Annotated in this window: 16 protein-coding genes; 10 read left to right on the top strand and 6 right to left on the bottom strand. The window is 42.8% G+C overall.

The window, feature by feature from the left end:
- Positions 1-212: 212 nt before the first annotated feature.
- Positions 213-1640, bottom strand: coding sequence for a cytochrome c oxidase accessory protein CcoG (gene ccoG / locus BCU94_RS05360; protein ID WP_102475836.1), 1428 nt, complete (start codon positions 1638-1640; stop codon positions 213-215).
- A 168-nt stretch (positions 1641-1808) separates the two neighbouring features.
- Here ccoG and BCU94_RS05365 point away from each other — a divergent pair, with 168 nt between their 5' ends.
- From BCU94_RS05365 to BCU94_RS05375, 3 genes are all read left to right on the top strand, one after another.
- Positions 1809-2156: a hypothetical protein gene (locus BCU94_RS05365; protein WP_102475837.1), complete on the top strand. Its 348-nt coding sequence runs from the start codon at positions 1809-1811 to the stop codon at positions 2154-2156.
- A gap of 87 nt (positions 2157-2243) precedes the next feature.
- The gene (locus BCU94_RS05370; RefSeq protein WP_102475838.1) at positions 2244-3146 is read left to right on the top strand and encodes a 1,4-dihydroxy-2-naphthoyl-CoA synthase; all 903 of its coding nucleotides are present in this window, start codon (positions 2244-2246) and stop codon (positions 3144-3146) included.
- Positions 3147-3346: 200 nt separating this feature from the next.
- The gene (locus tag BCU94_RS05375) at positions 3347-3556 is read left to right on the top strand and encodes a DUF2061 domain-containing protein (protein WP_102439900.1); all 210 of its coding nucleotides are present in this window, start codon (positions 3347-3349) and stop codon (positions 3554-3556) included.
- A 50-nt stretch (positions 3557-3606) separates the two neighbouring features.
- Here BCU94_RS05375 and BCU94_RS05380 read toward each other — a convergent pair whose 3' ends face one another.
- Positions 3607-4812 (bottom strand): potassium/proton antiporter, encoded by a 1206-nt coding sequence (locus BCU94_RS05380; RefSeq protein WP_102475839.1) that lies wholly within the window; start codon positions 4810-4812, stop codon positions 3607-3609.
- A gap of 641 nt (positions 4813-5453) precedes the next feature.
- Between BCU94_RS05380 and BCU94_RS05385 the strand changes: the two genes are divergently transcribed.
- From BCU94_RS05385 to pstB, 4 genes are all read left to right on the top strand, one after another.
- Entirely contained in the window at positions 5454-6263 is an 810-nt protein-coding gene (locus BCU94_RS05385) for a phosphate ABC transporter substrate-binding protein (protein WP_102475840.1), read from the top strand.
- Positions 6264-6337: 74 nt separating this feature from the next.
- On the top strand, positions 6338-7249 hold the full coding sequence (pstC, locus tag BCU94_RS05390; protein WP_076541861.1) for a phosphate ABC transporter permease subunit PstC: 912 nt from the start codon (positions 6338-6340) through the stop codon (positions 7247-7249).
- On the top strand, positions 7249-8112 hold the full coding sequence (gene pstA, locus BCU94_RS05395; protein ID WP_102475841.1) for a phosphate ABC transporter permease PstA: 864 nt from the start codon (positions 7249-7251) through the stop codon (positions 8110-8112). Before pstC ends, pstA begins: the two co-directional genes overlap by 1 nt.
- A gap of 11 nt (positions 8113-8123) precedes the next feature.
- A complete protein-coding gene (gene pstB / locus BCU94_RS05400; protein WP_102475842.1) occupies positions 8124-8873 on the top strand; it encodes a phosphate ABC transporter ATP-binding protein PstB in 750 nt (249 codons plus the stop codon).
- Positions 8874-9008: 135 nt separating this feature from the next.
- On the opposite strand, the gene BCU94_RS05405 is transcribed toward pstB, so the two are convergent.
- Together BCU94_RS05405 and BCU94_RS05410 are read right to left on the bottom strand one after the other, a co-directional pair.
- On the bottom strand, positions 9009-11159 hold the full coding sequence (locus tag BCU94_RS05405) for a heparinase II/III family protein (RefSeq protein ID WP_102475843.1): 2151 nt from the start codon (positions 11157-11159) through the stop codon (positions 9009-9011).
- Between the two features lie 4 nt (positions 11160-11163).
- Positions 11164-13299 (bottom strand): heparinase II/III family protein, encoded by a 2136-nt coding sequence (locus tag BCU94_RS05410; RefSeq protein ID WP_102475844.1) that lies wholly within the window; start codon positions 13297-13299, stop codon positions 11164-11166.
- Between the two features lie 436 nt (positions 13300-13735).
- Between BCU94_RS05410 and BCU94_RS05415 the strand changes: the two genes are divergently transcribed.
- The 3 genes from BCU94_RS05415 to BCU94_RS05425 all read left to right on the top strand — a co-directional run bounded on the left by BCU94_RS05415 (position 13736) and on the right by BCU94_RS05425 (position 15730).
- The gene (locus tag BCU94_RS05415; RefSeq protein WP_102437243.1) at positions 13736-14068 is read left to right on the top strand and encodes a cupin domain-containing protein; all 333 of its coding nucleotides are present in this window, start codon (positions 13736-13738) and stop codon (positions 14066-14068) included.
- An 18-nt stretch (positions 14069-14086) separates the two neighbouring features.
- Complete coding sequence (locus BCU94_RS05420; RefSeq protein WP_102475845.1) at positions 14087-15028, top strand: sugar kinase; 942 nt, start codon at positions 14087-14089, stop codon at positions 15026-15028.
- A 78-nt stretch (positions 15029-15106) separates the two neighbouring features.
- The gene (locus BCU94_RS05425; RefSeq protein WP_102437247.1) at positions 15107-15730 is read left to right on the top strand and encodes a bifunctional 4-hydroxy-2-oxoglutarate aldolase/2-dehydro-3-deoxy-phosphogluconate aldolase; all 624 of its coding nucleotides are present in this window, start codon (positions 15107-15109) and stop codon (positions 15728-15730) included.
- 256 nt (positions 15731-15986) lie between these two features.
- On the opposite strand, the gene BCU94_RS05430 is transcribed toward BCU94_RS05425, so the two are convergent.
- Both BCU94_RS05430 and BCU94_RS05435 read right to left on the bottom strand, forming a co-directional pair.
- Positions 15987-16697, bottom strand: coding sequence for a 3'-5' exonuclease (locus tag BCU94_RS05430; protein ID WP_102437249.1), 711 nt, complete (start codon positions 16695-16697; stop codon positions 15987-15989).
- Positions 16698-18563, bottom strand: a complete 1866-nt coding sequence (locus BCU94_RS05435; RefSeq protein ID WP_102475846.1) for a DUF294 nucleotidyltransferase-like domain-containing protein — start codon at positions 18561-18563, stop codon at positions 16698-16700.
- Positions 18564-18625: the final 62 nt, after the last annotated feature.

Here is an 18625-nt window from a genome sequence, read left to right on the forward strand (position 1 = left end):
AATTATGACGCTTTAAAAGCAGCTTAATTAACGCTAACACCTTGAGGCTATTGGCCTGTCGCCGTGTCAGTGGATGCGCATTATAGGCAAGTTAAGATTTAGCGCAAGGGCTTTTATGAAGAAAACGATAGAAAATGGCTTGTTCGTTGCTATTTCAAACGAAACGCACAAAAAAGGGACTAACCGTCCCTTTTAAGGCGCTATATCAGGCTTTACTCACCAAAGAATCTTGATTCTTGTTTGATGACAACGGCCTTATCATCAATGGTCGCGGCTACGATTAAGTTAATTTTAGTCACGGTTCGCTCTAACACCCCTGGATCGACAGCAATACTAATAGGTAAGGTGAGCACTTCACCCGCTTGCACTGATACGGTTTGTGGACCGCTCCATTCATATCCTTCAATACCATCCATCGAAAGTGCATATTGCTGTGCTTGCTCAGTTTTATTAAGTAGCTTTAAGGTATAGGTGTTCTGCACTAAGCCATCGTTGGTTATTCTATATAAAGCATTTCGGTCTCGGATAACATCCATTCGCACAGGGGCAATTGTGGCGCTGGCATAGATAAACACTAAGATCATGACTGTTAACGCCACACCATAACCCACCAATTTCGGTCTTATGATGCTTTCTTTAACGTTTTCTAATTTATTTTCGGTGGTGTAGCTGATAAGTCCCTTGTCATAACCCATTCGCTCCATTGTGGTATCGCAGGCATCAATACAGGCGCCGCAGTTAATACACTCATATTGCAGCCCATTACGAATATCAATACCGGTAGGGCAAACTTGGACACATAGGTCACAGTCAATACAATCACCTAAGCCCATTTCTTTAGGGTCTGCTTTGCGTGAACGTGGGCCACGGGTTTCACCACGTTTTGCGTCATAACCGACTATATAAGTGTTCTTATCAAACATGGCTGCTTGGAAGCGCGCATAAGGGCACATATGAATACACATGATCTCACGCATCCAGCCAGCATTACCGTAGGTTGCTAAGGTAAAAAATACTACCCAGAAATAAATGCCAATATCGGCATTAAGGGTAAATACATCAATATAGACTTCACGGCTTGGCACAAAGTACGACACAAAGGTCATCGCTGTAAGTAATGATATGAGTAACCAAGAAGTGTGTTTGGCGGTTTTACGCCATAGCTTATTAAAGCTCCAGGGCATCTGATCTAGCTTGATACGTTTATTTCGCGCACCTTCAAACTTCTCTTCTAACCAGATAAAGATAAATGTCCACACGGTTTGCGGACAAGTGTAGCCACACCAAACTCGCCCGAGATAGGTGGTAACAAAAAACAGTCCAAATGCGGCAATAGTAAAGAGTGCTGCCAATAGGGTTAAATCTTGCGGCCAAATAGTGAGATTAAAGATGTGGAACTTCTGTTCACCCAAATTAAACCACACGGCTTGTCTATCACCCCAAGGCAACCAAGGCAGGATAAGAAAGAAAGATAAAGTCGCCCAGCCAATACGGCGTCTTACCGTGGTCCACAGTCCTGTGACAGCACGGACATAGATACTGTTACTCGGATTAAAGCGATCCGCTTTACTGGCGTCGGGTTGATGAATCTTGATCCGGGTTTGCTTAGCGTAATCTTTAGTTTGAGATTCTTGTGTCATCTTGATGCCTTACTACTCAAAAAAGGGGCAAATTCTGTTTAGGTTACAGAAAACGTTATTAATTTAGATAAAAATAGCCTGTAACTGCTACGCACTCGTTTATAGAGTGTTAATTGAGTGTATTATACTCGCATTGTTTAAACTTATTCACTTTAATTGGACTAAAAGATGAGAGGCTGGATCCTTATAGCACTGATTGGCGGCGTTATTTACTACTTTGCCACCGAAACCGACAAATTAGATGAACCTATTGCTGCAGTTGAGTCGGTATTCAACGATACAGAAAAAAAACTAAAATCAATGACGGGCACTAAGATCACCAGAAAGGAAGATATCATCCCCACCATTCCCAGTGAGGTGATTGAAAGACTGACAGCTAAAGAACTCACTGAACTGAAAAGCGTGTTTACTGACAATGAGTCTGTGAGTGCATTTAAAGATGAGTATTGCGGTTTTGGGCTGACACATCCTGCTATTAGTAAACAAAACCTGCAATTTATCTGCGATAAAATATAATTTTTGGCTTTCCTGCCCTATGTCAATTGACCTGAGAATTATTTCAGCCTAGCCTTTGGATAATCTATTGAAAAAGGCTAGCAAAAAATGACTCAGCAGGTTTCCGACATATTCGACCCAACACTTTGGGACACTGTAACTGACTTCGATTTTGAAGACATCACTTATCATCGCTCAAAAGATCAAGGTACGGTGCGTATCGCGATTAACCGCCCCGACTGTCTTAATTCATTCCGCCCAAAAACCGTTGATGAACTCTACACTGCGTTAGATCATGCCCGCCAATGGTCTGATGTCGGCTGTGTATTAATTACAGGTAACGGCCCATCAGCAAAAGGTCAGCACTCTTTTTGCGCCGGTGGCGATCAGCGTATCCGAGGTAAAGATGGCTATAAATATGAAGGCGCAGAAGAAGGTAAACCTGATGTGGCACGCATGGGCCGCTTGCACATATTAGAAGTACAACGCCTTATCCGCTTTATGCCTAAAGTGGTTATTGCTGTAGTACCTGGCTGGGCTGTTGGCGGCGGCCATAGCTTACATGTTGTGTGCGACCTCACCTTAGCTTCTAAAGAACATGCGGTATTTAAGCAAACGGATCCTGATGTAGGCAGTTTTGACTCAGGCTATGGTAGTGCTTATTTAGCGAAAATGATCGGCCAAAAACGTGCTCGTGAGATTTTCTTCCTTGGCTTTAATTATACCGCTGATGAAGCGTTTGATATGGGCATGGTTAACCGCTCTATCCCCCATGCTGAACTTGAAACTGAAGCATTAAGCTGGGCGAAAGAAATCAACAGTAAATCCCCAACCGCGATGCGTATGCTCAAATATGGCTTTAACTTGCCAGATGATGGTTTGGTTGGGCAGCAATTATTTGCTGGTGAAGCCACTCGTTTAGCTTATGGCACAGACGAAGCGCAAGAAGGCCGTGATGCATTTTTAGAAAAGCGCGACCAAGACTTTTCTAAGTTCCCTTGGCATTACTAATACTTGCTGTTGCTTACTGTTGCTTACTATCGTTAACTTAGAAGGTGTCAGTCACTCATAGTAATAACAGCTAATTAAGCCGACCATTTCTCGGTCGGCTTAATTGAAAAATCAAATAACGCCTATCGATAAACTGACCTTTACAACCTAGATGATAACAATTATCATTTGCATCAAGTTAATAAAACAGGTCATTTATCATGAAAAAAACAATCACTTTCGCCATCTTACATTTCTGTGTCGCTTTTACTGTCACTTATCTATTAACAGGCAGTATTGTTATCGGCGGCGCTATCGCACTATTAGAACCTGCTGTAAATACCGTAGTATTCTATTTTCATGAGAAAGTCTGGAAACGCATTGAGCAAGCTAAAGCTGAAGATACCTTGCAACAACTCAGCGCAGCTTAACCCCCATTTATAATGGCTTAGCCAATTACAATATCAAATGATCTGATCGATCACTCTGCTTTATGCTGCTCTTTTTGCTCTAACCCAAGTTTATTGGCCAAGGGTGCAATAGCGCCGCCCTGAATAAACACAGACATCAATACAAAAAAGAACACCATGTGGACGATTTCTATCGCACCTGGTACGCCTGCCGCTGCAGGTATTAAGGCAAACACAATCGGAGTTGCCCCTTTTAGGCCTATCATTGAAATAAATAAACGCTTTTTCCAGCTGGCCTTCACAAACGGCAAGTAACATAACTGCACCGCTAACGGTCTCGCGACCAAGATAAGTAATAGCCCCGGAATAATAGAAATCCAAAAGACGTTCATTAATGTCTGCGGGAATATCTGCAGTCCGAGCACGATAAACATCAACGCCTGCGCCAACCAAGATAAACTATTAAAAAAGTGTAAATTAACCAGTTGGCCGCGCTTAATGCCATTACCTATCACCACACCAGCAATATAAGACGCCAGTAAAATATTACCGCCAAGCATCTCGGCGCTATAAGTAGCAATAATAAAGCTCGCTAACACAAATACCGGAATAAGCCCGAATTCAGCCAAACTAATTCGATTAAGCAGTAATACTGCTAATTTACCAATTAAGAAGCCCACCACAATGGCAACCAAAATCTGGCTCGCTAGGTGCAGTGATAAGGTTGAAATAGCAACCGCTTGATGAGAAGCCAGTGTCATATCGGTTAATACAATCACCATTAGCATTGCCACAGGGTCATTGGTGGCTGACTCGAACTCCAGCACAGTATCGGTTTGCTCTTTTAACTTAAGCTTTTTAGACTCTAAAATTGAAAATACTGCCGCCGCATCAGTTGAAGATACGATAGCGGCAAATAACAAGCAGGTGATTAGATTAAAATCCAGCAGTCCATAAAGAATTGCCGCAAAGATGAGCGTGGTAAATATCACCCCAAATGACGCTAATACTCCGCCTTCTTTATAGGCCACTTTAATTTTATCGGTGGAGGTATTTAAGCCACCGACAAATACAATCACATTAAGTGCCAACCCCCCTATCCATGCAGTTTGGTCGAGATTGTCATACACGAAATTAAACTCACCATTACCCAAGGATAAACCGACCCCCATAAATATCAGCAACGAAGGTATGCCTAAGGTGCGAGATGGATGGTGCAATAAAATGCCAATAACAATGAGTACTGAGATGCCAATCATGACCATTTCTGTTGTCATACATTTACCTTATATAGTGTGAATAATGTCGATGCACTCTGCTGTAAGAGTGGGCGTTGCATGCGGTGTGCATATCTTAGTTGCTCGTAAACTTGGCAATGAAAAGGTAAAAAGACGATGTTGCAGTGTACATTGCGATGACTTAACCCCACTCAAACGGCGGTTTAGCTTACTAATTGTATATTATTTTAGCGCCTTAATTGATTGTCATAAAACTTTCATATTAGCCCAAATGTTAATAACCACTGCATAAAGAAAAACCCAAATATCGACACAAGGTTAAAATAAACTTAATTCACAATTAACTTAACACAGCAAAACAACTAGCTGACAAGCCCCGAACGCACCCAAGCACCCACTACAACTATATCCACATAAAGCCTGCAAATTTAAGAAATTAAAAGCCAACTTCCAAAATGCCTCACTCGACCACCCGTTACCGGTAACAACCAATTAACACCAACAAAACAATAACCTAACCACAATTAATCCAAATTAATTTGCTCGCTTTTGACTGTAACTTAACTGTCATATTGATCTGTCTTAATGCACTCGCTTCAAATCGAACCTTAAAAGAGAAGCGCCCTAATGTTGATATCCAAATGGATTAAACGAACTACCTATATTAAGTGGAACTTGTGATGAAAAAAGTGATTGGTTTACTAACAGCTGTTGGTTTAATGGCAGCACCTCTTGTTCAAGCTGGTACAGTTACAGTGTCTGGTTCAACCTCTGTTGCCCACGTTATGGAAGTGCTGGCAGAGAATTATCAAAATACGACAAACAAAAATGTTGAAGTACAGGGCACCGGCTCATCAGCAGGTATTCGCGCCGCTAAAGATGGCACCAGTATGATTGGTATGTCATCTCGTAATATCAAACCAAATGAATTAACGCCAAAAACAAAAGAAATCGTTATCGCTCGTGATGGTATTGCTGCTGCAGTAAATAAAGCAAACCCAGTTAAAGACCTGACTCAAGAACAAATTTCTAAAATCTACCGTGGCGAAATCAAAAACTGGAGCGAAGTTGGCGGCGAAGCACGTCCAATCGTTGTTGTTACTCGCGAAAATGGTTCAGGTACTCGTGGCGCATTTGAAGAAATCATGCAGCTACAACGTAAAGTTAATGGCCACACAGTAACTGCTATTACTCCTTCCGCTCAAGTCGGTAACGGTAACGGCATGATTAAAACCATCGTTGCTAACAACCCATACGCTATTGGTTATATCTCGCTCGGTAGTGTTGATGACTCACTTAATGCTTTATCGGTCAATGGTGTTGCAGCTACCGATAGCAACATTGCCGCTGGCGACTATCAAATTGCCCGCCCTTTCATTGCGTTAATAAATGAAGACGCACCAGCAACAGCAAAATCATTTATTGAATTTATTATGTCTGCAGACGGTCAAGGTATCGTTGCAGAAGAAGGCTACATCCGCGTTCAGTAATTACTGATTGAATGCATGGCATAAGAAGGCCTAGACCTTCTTATGCTGCTTTTTGTTTATATAGAGGTTGTAACATGGAAACGGCTAGCAAAATAGACATGACGACAAAGGTGTCACTGTCTCCTGCCAAGAAAATTGATTGGGTAGAACTACTCTTTCACGGGTTATTTTTTCTCAGCGCCATGGTCGGCGTGGTATCGGTCATCACTATTGGCTGGTTCGTTTTCTATGAAGGATTACCCGCATTTAAAGAAGCGGGAGTGTTAAACCTCATTTTTGGTAAAGAATGGCTACCACCTGCGCTTTACGGTATCGCCGCCATGATTGTCGCCTCGCTTGCTTCAACCATGGGCGCGGTAATGATTGGCGTACCAGTCGCAATATTAACCGCAGTCTTCTTAGCGGAAATTGCCCCAAAGTGGCTCGCCAACATTGTTAGACCTGCTGTTGAGCTATTAGCGGGTATTCCGTCGGTGGTTTATGGCTTTTTCGGTTTGATTGTTATCGTGCCAGCTATTGAAAGCATTTTTAATATTCCTGCAGGTAACACTCTATTAGCGGGGATTATCGTGTTGGCGATTATGATTTTGCCAACCGTTATTACGATTTCAGAAACATCGTTAAGAGCACTCACCCCGACTTACAAAGAAGGTGCTTTAGCCTTAGGGGCATCGCACATTTACAGTATTTTTAATGTGTTAATTCCTGCAGCTAAAAGCGGAATTTATACCGGTGTGGCTTTAGGTGTCGCCCGCGCCATTGGTGAAACCATGGCCATTATCATGGTGATGGGTAATGCTCCTGCTATGCCAGGCTCACTACTTGAACCTGCACGTTCATTAACGGCTAACATCGCTATGGAAATGTCTTATGCAACCGGCATCCACTCAAGTGCTTTATACGCTACAGGCATTGTATTACTGGCCTTTATCGTTTGTTTAAATGCTGGACTACTTTATCTAAACCGTAAAAGAGGGCATGCATAATGACTCAAGTATCAAACAAGCAATCCCGAGTCCTTAAAGACAAGGCTGCACTGGCAGGCGTTTGGGCATCTGCAGCGCTCACCATCATATTTTTACTTTGGGTCGTATGGCACATTTTATCTAACGGCTTAAGCCATGTCAGTTGGGAGTTTATTACCAGTAGCTACACTCGCATTGGCGAAGCATCAGGTATTTGGGCGATGATTGTATCAACCGTTTATATGGTTGGATTGTCACTGGGTATCGCAGCGCCACTGGGGATTATGACTGCTATTTACTTAACCGAATACGCCAAACCTGGCAGTAAATTGGTTGAAGTGATCCGTTTTTGTATTGAATCATTAGCCGGTATACCATCGATTGTTTACGGTCTGTTTGGTATGACCTTCTTTGTGACAGTACTCGGCCTTGGGTTCTCTATCCTTGCTGGCGCACTGACACTGTCAATGCTGATTTTACCTGTAATTATTCGTACCACTGAAGAAGCGTTAATGGCGGTACCTATGAGCTACCGTGAAGGGGGTTATGCACTGGGCAGTTCAAAGATTTATACCATTTGGCGCCTCATTTTACCTAACGCATTACCGGGTATTGTGACCTCAATTATTTTGAGTACAGGCCGCGTTATTGGTGAGTCGGCACCGGTATTTTTAACCGCGGGCATGGTGACACAAATTCCTGAATCAGTATTAGATTCTGGCCGCACCTTAACCGTGCATTTATATAAACTCACCCAAGAATTATTTACTCAACATGAGTGGGATCAGGCCTATGCCACTGCCACCATCTTGATTGTATTAGTGCTAGTACTCAATCTAGCCACCAAAATTATCGCAGCTCGATTTGATAAACATTCACATTAAGGCAATTTAAAATGAACAAGCTTGAAGTCAATAATCTCAACCTTTTCTACGGCGAAAACCAAGCGCTGAAGAATATTTCATTGCCTATTCCTGCGAAACAGGTCACGGCGTTAATTGGCCCGTCAGGTTGTGGTAAATCAACCTTATTGCGCACCTTAAACCGCATGAACGACTTAGTGGCTGGGGTAAAAATTGATGGTGATGTGTTATTTGAAGGCGAAAACATATATTCAGACATTGATGTAAAACAACTGCGGATGCGCGTGGGGATGGTATTTCAAAAACCCAACCCATTCCCAATGAGTATTTATGACAATGTTGCCTTTGGCCTAAAAGCGCAAGGCGAAAAAGACAAGCAAGTCATTGCTGATATGGTTGAAGAATCATTACGTGGTGCAGCCCTTTGGGATGAAGTGAAAGAACGCCTTCATAGTCCAGCACTTGGTTTATCAGGCGGTCAGCAGCAACGTTTGTGTATTGCACGTGCTATTGCTATGCAACCTGAAGTGATTTTGATGGACGAGCCAACCAGTGCGCTTGATCCGATAGCTACCCATAAAATTGAAGAGTTAATGGACGAGCTACGTAAAAAGTTCACCATCGTAATTGTGACTCACTCAATGAATCAGGCAAAACGGATTTCAGATAAAACCGCCTTCTTCTGGATGGGCGAGTTAGTTGAACATGCAGATACCGCCACCTTATTCCAACATCCTGTTGATAGCCGCACTCAAGGTTATGTTAGCGGTGAATTTGGTTAAGCTGTCTACTAAATAGTTTATCCAAGCCTGCTTATACTGCCCGCTAAAGACAAAAAGCCCGAGACTAACATGGTTAGCTCGGGCTTTTTTGATTGGTAATAAATAAGACTGCTTATTAGGCAGCCTTATTGGCCATTAACCAATATGCACTTCACCTTTCCAGCTTACTGTTTTACCAGCAATTTCAAGGCTTGTGTGGCTGTCTGCATTGACATCAGCTTTGTTTGATACAAACACATTAACCTCTTGGCCTGACACCAGCGTCAGTTTCACAGCTGATGCATCAGCTGTGTGAGTGAGTACTTCAACCTTGCTCACTTGACCGCGAGCATCAGTGCTCGCTTCAATCGCTTCATTGAAATAGCCATGGGTTTCATAGACGTTAGCAAATAAATGCGTCTTGCCTTGCTGACGTAACAGCATTACCGGCTCGCTGCGTAAGTTAAAATCAGGATCATTGGCGCCAGTACGGGCAAAAATGACTTCACTGTCTTGGGTTGCGCTGCTCACCATTGAATAGTAGCTGCTGCCCATTAACCAGCTTACCAAGCTGCCTTGCTGATCAACCTTGCCTGAAGCAATGTTCCACAAGTGCTGATAACCTGATTTTTCACCGACAGGCTTAAGCTTAGACGCCGTTTGGTACTCAAAATCAGTACGGATAATTTGACCGCTGTGATGCATTACATAATCATAGGTATGCTGCTCGTCACTGGTTAAGCGGAATAAATCCAATACGATTGGCTTAGCAATGCCGGCAACTTCGAACATCACTACTGTGCGTTGTTGATCAACCCCTGGGTAGTAGCCACGTACAAATGCACTCATGGCTTGCATGTTGTTATCACCTGCCACAAAGAAGTGCGGTTCACCCCAACGTGCTTCAGCAGTGGCGGTGTCACCTTGGTTTTGACTGGTTTCATCAACCACAACTGTATTGTGAGCAACAGTTTGCTTACAGTAGCTTTTGTTTTCAGGAATATAACGACCGCCAAATTTTGGCTCAACGTTAACCCAACGGCCAAAGCCATAATCGTGAGTCACTTCTTGACCGTGATTAAACAGGCTGAGGTGTAAACCATCAAAATGACCGTGATCTAATGCTGAATGCAATTTATGGTCACTGCCGTGTTGGCCGTACCATAGTAGCGCCATGCTATCGTCAGCTTTAACATCACGATGACGTAAAATTGAAATACCGCCGCGCTCGCCTTGTGGGCCGTCAGTGAGTTGTAAACTACCCCAGTTAAAACCGGCGAGTTTTTCAGAGTTTGCTACACCGTCAGATAATGCGGCACCTGAACCATGTACCCAAACCTTATCTTGATGCACAGCCATTGATTTAAGGTTGTCATCTTGGGAGTAACGCTTAAAGCACACGCTAGTGGCAATCAGTACCCCTTCGTCTTTAATGTCCATGGTTTTAGATGAATCATTAAGCGCTGGCAACACACCATTAGGGAACGCGGTAGACATCACGGCGTAAGTGGTGGTTTTAATCACTTGATCTTTTAAGTTATAGATATCGATTTCAGGCTGACGACGTTGAATAGTCTCAGCAAATAAGTAAATCGGTCTAAGCGAGAAACGGTGATAATACGGACCTTCCATATAGTAACCATCTGGCGAGAACAGTTGCGTAAGCTGAGCAATAAAGCCACCTGATACGCTGTCACCCGCTAAGCCATAAAGTGCTTTATCAACACTGGCTTGGTCGTTAATGGCGTAACCACAAATACCCACACCCGCCACAGCCCAAAGGCCATGGTTATGGACGATGTCAAAATCGTGGGCATAAGTATCAACAAACAAGTCAATCATAGGACGGAATAAGTCGTTTTCGATTAACTGTTGTTCGTCAGTGGTTAACTCATGACGAATACACGAATAAGCACAAGATGCATACAGCATCCACATGTTTTCATTCAGTGTCTGATGGAAAATACGCCCCGGTGGGTTTGAGTCACGGCTAGTGTTCAGCTCAAAGCTGGTATACACCTTAGCGTACTCAACCAACATGGTTTTAGCGTAATCAAGGTAGCGCTTATCTTGAGTGATCAAGAATAAACGCCCTGCTAAATCCAGGTGAATATAGTTTTGCTTATGGCGGTTATGCTCATAACCGCCCGCTTCACCGTGGCCAGGAATTTCAATGCCGACAGGTAAATAAGCTTCTAGAGCTGCCACTTCAGTAGCAATAGAGCGGCCCATTAAGCTGTCTGTATTTAGATGAGTACGTAACTCGGCAGCTTCTTCAAAGCTCATTAATAATGGTTGGTAACTCATGGTATTAACCTCTTACTTCAACAGCAAAGTAACCCTGCCATTGGAAATCTTGATTGTTAAATGTCACGCTAGTTTTGCTCTCGTCAGTCACGCCAACTTGGTTACTGACCATCACAATGATTGAGTAATCTTTAGCGATAATTTCGATGACCGATCCCTGCTCATTGGTGCCAATAACCTTAACCTCGGTAATTTGGCCGCGGGCTTCAGTACTGGCTTCAATGGCTTCATTAAAGTAACCATGAGTCTCAAGTACGTTGGCAAATAGCGTGTCTTTTGCATTGCGACGTAATACTAAGCCTGGCTCGCTGCGTAAGTTAAATGATGGGTCATTGGCGCCGCTGCGAGTAAAGATAACTTCGTCTTCTTCGCTTGATGCCGTAAGCCAAGTGTAATAGCTGCTACCTTGTAACCAGCTCACTAAAGTGGTGTCTTTTGCTTTACCTTGACCAACATTCCAAAGATGTTGATAACCAAAATCATCACCTAGCGTCGATAACTCGGCGTGAGTTTGATAATCAAAGTTTGTCCGCACGATTTGACCATCGTAATGCAGTGCGTAGTCATATTGATGCGCCACCTCACTGGTTAAACGGTATAAATCAACCAAGATGGGTTGTGCTAAACGCTCGTCGTTTATCATGAGCAAGCTACGTTGCTGATCAACCCCTTCATAGAAGTCACGACAAAATGCACTCACACCTTGAATTTCTTTATCATCACCGCTAAAGAAGTGTGGTTCACCGTGGCGGCTATCAGCTAATTTAACGTCAAAGTTGTTTTGACACTTTTGATCTACCGCTACCGCATTATGGGCAATAGTTTGGCGAGCATAAGATTTGTTTTCATCTAAGTAACGACCACCAAATTTTGGCTCCACGTTAACCCAGCGACCAAAGCCGTATTCACGTAATACTTCTTGGCCATTGTTAAAGAAGCTCACTCCTAAGGTATCAAAGTGACCATGGCCCATGCCGTGTTGACCGTAGTTCATCACTAACTGGCTCACATCGCCTTTATTACTTTGCATACGTAAAAATGCCTGCGCGCCACGATCACCATTTGGGCCTTCGTTTAGCTCAACACTGGCCCAGCAAGGGTTTAAAGCAGCATCATTGTTATCAAAAGCGCTTGAAAGTGCTTGGCCACAAGCATTAACCCACACTGTATCTTGAATCTGCGCCATGCCTAAGATGTCATCATCAATACCATAGTGTTTCGCGTATAAGCTCAGCGCCACAATCACACCCGCATCGCAAATATCCATGGTCAGTGAAGCATCATTTAATGCAGGGAATACCCCATTTGGATAAGCTGTTGCCAGCATTGCTTTAACGGTTTTACCAATGACTTGACCGTTAAAGTTAAAGATATCTAGCTCAGGACGGTGACGGTGAATCGCCTCAGCAAACAAACATAGTGGACGAATGGCATAACGATGATAGTAAGGACCTTCCATGTAGTAACCAGAAGGAGCAAACAACTTACTGATTTGCGCTAAATAACCGCCTTCAATGTCATCACCTTTAAGACCGTGAATAGACATTTCAACATATTCAGGCTTATCGATGGCTAAACCACACATGGCAACAGCTGCTACAGCCCAGATGCCGTGGTTATGGATGCGGTCAAAATCGAATGCATACTTATCAGTAAACATATCTAACATTGGCTGGAATAAACCATCGATAATGGTTTGCTGCTGCTCAGCAGATAACCAATGGCGAATACAGCTATAACCTAAGCTAGAATAAAGCAGGAAGACATGTTCATTGAGGATTTGATGAAACAAACGACCCGGTGGGTTAGTGTTCAATTGCTCATGATAATCAAGCTTCAAATACTTATCTGCATAAGCAAGTAACAGGTCAGCTGTATACTGAGCGTACTTGTCTTCACCTGTTACCAGAAACAAACGTCCTGCTTGGTTAATATATTGATAGTTTTGTTTGTGACGATTATGTGCATAACCACCCGCTTCACTATGGCCAGGGACTTCAACCCCTAACGCCATAAACGCGTCAGTATCTTCAATTAACTTGGTTAAGCTTTTACCCATTAGGCTATCTTTACCTAATTCATTGGCGATTGATGTGATTTCCGACTGTTCAAAAAGTACCGCTTTAATGGCTTGCGACATATTAACCTCAAACTAAAAGTGCTCATCTGAATCTAAAATAATACAAATAAACAAAAATTTCAGCATATATAAACTAATAATAGACTTGGATCACTGACTATTAGTTTTAGTTTTCACTATCAACTGTGCTTATTAAAATAATGAATAAATTACATAATTTATTTTTAACCCGATAAATCAATCAGATAGATGTATGACCTGTAAAATAATATAAAACAAATACGAAGCCGATCACAGTTACGGTAGATTTGTATTACAAATAAAAGTATTTTACTAGTACACTTAGATCATACTAAACAAGGTGGCGTTCGATTAACGTACAAATTGAGCGGCAACTTTAGCCAAGATAAATAGTCGATACCACAAAGTTCAATCAAGCACTAAGGCCTGATGAATATAGCTTACTTGCTGCTATCGACAATAAAAGGAGATTGTAATGAACGCATTTTATGAAGACGACAAAACCGCTTGGGAAGACCTAGGTGATGGTTTGAGCCGCAAAATAATTGGTTATACTCCTGATTTAATGGCTGTATTTGTAAAATTTGATAAAGGTGCCATCGGCCACCCGCATACTCACGACATTCACGATCAAATTGGTTATGTGGCTGCAGGCAGCTTTGAAGCTGAAATCGATGGTGTTAAAAAAGTGCTTAAAGCTGGCGATGCTTATATTGCGCCTAAAATGGTGATGCATGGTGCCGTCGCGTTAGAGCAAGACAGCATTTTAATTGATATGTTCAATCCTGCTCGTCAAGATTTTCTATAAAACCAAATAGGAGCTGATATGTCTATGTTAAAGGTCGGTATCATTGGCGAATGCATGATTGAACTGCAACAACGTGATGGCGAACTTGTCCAAAGCTTCGGTGGTGACACCCTGAATACTGCGGTGTATTTATCTCGATTAACTCAAGATAAAAATATGACCATCAGCTACTTCAGTGCCTTAGGTCAAGACCCCTTCAGCCAAAACATGCTTAAAAGCTGGCAACAAGAAGGCATAGATACCCAGCACGTTCAAATTATGTCTGAAAAGCTGCCAGGTTTATACGCTATCGAAGTCGATGACGAAGGTGAGCGAAGCTTCCATTACTGGCGTAATGATGCCGCGGCAAAATTCTGGTTAGAACACGCTTCAGCAACACTGCTAACAACGATCAGTCAATACGATGTGTTGTACTTATCAGGTATTAGCTTGGCGATTTTAACCCCTAAAAGCCGAGCAATACTGTTCGACGTCCTGCAAAAGTGTAAAGACAATGGCGGCAAGATTATTTTTGATAATAACTTCCGTCCCAGATTGTGGCAGTCACATCAACAGGCCCAAGAAAGCTATCTTAAAATGTTGGCCCTAACCGATATTGGCTTACTCACGTTTGAAGACGAACAAGCCTTGTTTGGTGACTCGCAACTGGCAACCTGTATCGATCGCAGCCTCAGTGCAGGCATGAGCGAAGTAGTCATTAAGCGCGGTGCAGAAGAGTGCCTCATCGTCACCAAAGACGGCCAAGTTAGTGTGCCAGCCACCTTAGTAGAAACTGTGGTTGATACCACCTCAGCGGGCGATTCATTTGCTGCTGGGTATTTGTCACAACGTTTACTGGGCGCAAGCCAACAACAGTCAGCGCTTACCGGTCATGCATTAGCAAGTGAAGTGATCCAGCACAAAGGTGCCATCATTGATATCAGCGTAATGCCAGCAATACCAATGGCCTTTGATTCATAGCGCTAAGTATTTTCTGCAACAGTTTTAGGTAATCCATTTGGGCGAATTACCGCTAGTTATTATTCAAAAGGAAACAATATGAGCACGCTAAACGAAAGACTAAAACAGCTAAAAGTTATCCCGGTCATTGCCATAAAAAATGCCGATGATGCGGTGAAACTCAGCCAAGTTTTAGTTGAAAATGGTATGCCTTGTGCGGAAATTACCTTCCGTACTCCAGCGGCGGCTCAAGCCATTAAGAATATGCGCGCAGCTTACCCTGATATGTTAATTGGTGCGGGCACGGTATTAAATTCAGCAACGGTAGATGCGGCTATTGATGCAGGCGTGGATTTTATTGTTAGCCCAGGTTTTAACCCAAGCACGGTTAAATACTGTCAGCAACGCGGTATGCCGATTATCCCTGGTGTAAACAACCCATCATTAGTTGAGCAAGCAATGGAAATGGGTTTAGACACAGTTAAGTTTTTCCCAGCAGAGCCTTCTGGCGGCATATCAATGCTAAAAGCATTAACCGCTGTTTACCCAGTAACAATCATGCCTACTGGTGGCGTTTCACCAAAAAACATCAATGACTACTTAGCTGTTGATGCTGTGGTTGCCTGTGGTGGAACTTGGATGGTGCCAGCGAATTTAGTTGATAATCAGCAATGGGATGAAATTGGCCGTTTAGTTCGTGAAGCGGTAGCTGCACTAAACTAATACCTGTGGTGAATATAATGAGTTGCTGCAAATGAGCAAGTTGCAGCGCTTATTAAAAGATTAACAGAAAGACCAAATCATCATTTTAAATCCGATATAAAAGCTAGTGCAGAAACTAGCGAAAACCTAATCCCCATGCTCAAATAATAATAAAAAAATCATACTCCCACTCCGGTGGTATTCTTTCCCCAATATGGATATTGGGGATTTTTCGCTTTATGCCTGCAGCTAACTAAACCACGATTAAACCACAACGTTAAGGGCGATAGACCTGCTTAATCTCTCCTGTTTGATTGCCAAATAATTTCGTGCATAAGGCCAAATAAAGCTCTGCGGTAGCCACTGCATCAACCGAGGCACTATGACCATGGTATTCAGGTAAACCGTAACGCTGTCGTATCGATATCAGTCGATAATCACCATCTTGTTGACTAGCTTTGTTCAAGGTCATCGACTTTTCAATCGCTAAGGTATCAAGCCACAACAGTGGCATGGGTGGTAGCTGATATTTTTTCATCAAATAATGATCAATAAACTGCTGCTCAACTTGCTTACCATGCACTAACAGTAACTTACCCTGCATCTGCCGAAACAGATGCTCCATAACAATATCCAACTTCTGCGCCCGATTAACCATCTGCGGCATAATGTGGTTTATCACCGCGGTTTCTGGCCTCACCACACCTTTAATATAGGTATGGCCGACACTGGCTAAGTCAATTCGCTTGCCACGCATAGTAACGTAACCAACACTCAAAATATGATCTTGCTTAGCATCCAAACCACTGGTTTCAATGTCTAGCGATAAATAGGTGAGTTCAGTGACCTTAGCTCCAAGCTCTGGCAACGGCTGGGTTAATAACGCCAATAAAAAATCCGGTAATTGCGGATGCGCAGCAATATAATCCTGCCTGGCTTTATTGAGTCGCGTTAGTGGGTGAAAGTGGTTTAGCCATTTTTTTATCATTTAATTACCACTAAAGCGAAGCTTGGCCGCATCCTGAAGGTTACTGATAATTCTAAAAGCATCTTTTAAATGTTTACGCTCAAATGAGCTGATCGAGCTCGGCTCCATGTGATTATTGGGTTTTTGCCCCTGACGCAATGCCGATAGTTGATGGTTATAACGCACTTGAGTCACAAAATAGAAGGCCTCAATAATATCTTTAAAGTCATCTTCATGGAGTAGCTTTTGATTCACGGCATACTCAAAACGATGTCGAGTCCCTGACTCTGAACACCCCACAGCTAACCCATAAATACGTGCTAAATCGACAATTAAATTCAAGGCATACTTTTTAATATTAAGCACCTTAGTGTTATTACCGCTTTTTTCTACCACCAATTTATTAAAAATCCCTAAAGGTGGCTGCACTCGAACGGCATCAGTAACCAGCGAATGCAAAAACTGATGATCTTGGGCAATTAATTGATGTAAGTGCTGCTGCAGTTCAGCGGAAAAATTAGCATTGCCATGTAAGCTTCGCACCTCTAAAAATACGCTGACATTCATCAGCATGCCATATTGGGGATTGCTGACCCACTTGCGGTAAAACTGTTTCCATACAGATAAGGTCTGACACCATTTAGGGTTCGATGCCATGTAATGACCGGTACAGGTGGGATAGCCGCAACCATCCAAGCCTTGATTAACGAATTCACTAAGCTTAATAAAGTAAACTTTATCTTCTTCTGTCGCACTGTCATCCATAATAATGGCGCTATCTTGATCTGACAGCATATGAATTTCATTGCGGGCGTGGGAGCCTGCAACCACCCAATTGTAATCACAAGGTGGTGCGCCAAATTGCTCTTCGGCCATTTGAATTAAGCGGCGATTATAGGCATCCATGATCATCGACATCACTTGGCCGATAATTTCGGCGCTTACCTTGCCATCAACTAGGGCCTCAAAAATCGCTTGCCGCTCTGAAGTTAACTCTGCCAACCCTGCTGTAGTCTCGGTGTATTTGATTTTCTCAATTAAGAAAATCGCCTGCATCCGATGTTTTTGCACCAAGTGCGACGAGGTTAGTAACCCCAAAACTTCATTGCCACGTACCACAGGTAAGCTGCGAATACCCGACTGCATCATTAAAGATGCCGCTTTTAAAATTAAATCATCAGGGCCAATGGTAATAGCAGGCGTAGTCATTACCGTATGAATAGGCAAACTAATATCAAGGCCATCTGCAATGACTCGCTTGGTCATATCTCGGTCGGTAATAAGGCCAACAATGTTAGCGTCTTTTTTGATAACTGCGGTTGAGGTGCGGCAGGTATCACGCATTTCTTTGGCGACATCTTGAATGCTCATATCAATATCAACCACTGCAGCATGACCACTGGCCACTTCAGAAACTTTCTTTAAAAATAGGCCTTTCTCTTTATTGGACCACACCACATTTAAGGCCGAACGTAAGCGCAGTTGCGCCGCTGAGGAGATACTTTCACTAAACTGTTGATGTTGGGCGGTCAGTTTAAGCAGTTTTGAATGAGGAATTAAATACAGCAAGGTGTTTTCGATGGCGGTCGCGGTATAACCATCGAGGATATTCTTTAGGGGCTCTAAAAAGGTAAACCCGAATAAGTCTTCAGGGCCCATTTTTGAACGCAACACCCCGTCAGGCTTACGCTGCTCCATGGAGCCGGTACGAATAATATATAAATATTTTTCATTCGAACCGTCGCTGAATTGGATCTGCTCACCACGGCCAAGGTAGGTAATACTAATGCAGCTGGCAACATCTTTTAAAACGTCCCCTGACAGTTGATCAAACGGGTCAATTTGCCCAATAAAATCAACAATATTAGGAATTAGCGATTCATCCATTATCTTCTCTCAATCAGCGACGGGTAGATACCAAGGTCAAAAACCTTGGCATTTGTATGATT

It is taken from the genome of Shewanella sp. 10N.286.52.C2, from assembly GCF_002874545.1.
In the GTDB taxonomy this organism is placed as follows: domain Bacteria; phylum Pseudomonadota; class Gammaproteobacteria; order Enterobacterales; family Shewanellaceae; genus Shewanella.

Bases quoted from the DNA above. Each gene is read 5' to 3' on its own strand.
- BCU94_RS05405 (WP_102475843.1), bottom strand. From the start codon at position 11,159: ATGAGTTACCAACCATTATTAATGAGCTTTGAAGAAGCTGCCGAGTTA.
- BCU94_RS05365 (WP_102475837.1), top strand. From the start codon at position 1,809: ATGAGAGGCTGGATCCTTATAGCACTGATTGGCGGCGTTATTTACTAC.
- BCU94_RS05425 (WP_102437247.1), top strand. From the start codon at position 15,107: ATGAGCACGCTAAACGAAAGACTAAAACAGCTAAAAGTTATCCCGGTC.
- BCU94_RS05410 (WP_102475844.1), bottom strand. From the start codon at position 13,299: ATGTCGCAAGCCATTAAAGCGGTACTTTTTGAACAGTCGGAAATCACA.
- pstA (WP_102475841.1), top strand. From the start codon at position 7,249: ATGACTCAAGTATCAAACAAGCAATCCCGAGTCCTTAAAGACAAGGCT.
- BCU94_RS05380 (WP_102475839.1), bottom strand. From the start codon at position 4,812: ATGACAACAGAAATGGTCATGATTGGCATCTCAGTACTCATTGTTATT.
- ccoG (WP_102475836.1), bottom strand. From the start codon at position 1,640: ATGACACAAGAATCTCAAACTAAAGATTACGCTAAGCAAACCCGGATC.
- BCU94_RS05415 (WP_102437243.1), top strand. From the start codon at position 13,736: ATGAACGCATTTTATGAAGACGACAAAACCGCTTGGGAAGACCTAGGT.
- BCU94_RS05435 (WP_102475846.1), bottom strand. From the start codon at position 18,563: ATGGATGAATCGCTAATTCCTAATATTGTTGATTTTATTGGGCAAATT.
- BCU94_RS05420 (WP_102475845.1), top strand. From the start codon at position 14,087: ATGTCTATGTTAAAGGTCGGTATCATTGGCGAATGCATGATTGAACTG.
- BCU94_RS05430 (WP_102437249.1), bottom strand. From the start codon at position 16,697: ATGATAAAAAAATGGCTAAACCACTTTCACCCACTAACGCGACTCAAT.
- BCU94_RS05375 (WP_102439900.1), top strand. From the start codon at position 3,347: ATGAAAAAAACAATCACTTTCGCCATCTTACATTTCTGTGTCGCTTTT.
- BCU94_RS05385 (WP_102475840.1), top strand. From the start codon at position 5,454: ATGAAAAAAGTGATTGGTTTACTAACAGCTGTTGGTTTAATGGCAGCA.
- pstB (WP_102475842.1), top strand. From the start codon at position 8,124: ATGAACAAGCTTGAAGTCAATAATCTCAACCTTTTCTACGGCGAAAAC.
- pstC (WP_076541861.1), top strand. From the start codon at position 6,338: ATGGAAACGGCTAGCAAAATAGACATGACGACAAAGGTGTCACTGTCT.
- BCU94_RS05370 (WP_102475838.1), top strand. From the start codon at position 2,244: ATGACTCAGCAGGTTTCCGACATATTCGACCCAACACTTTGGGACACT.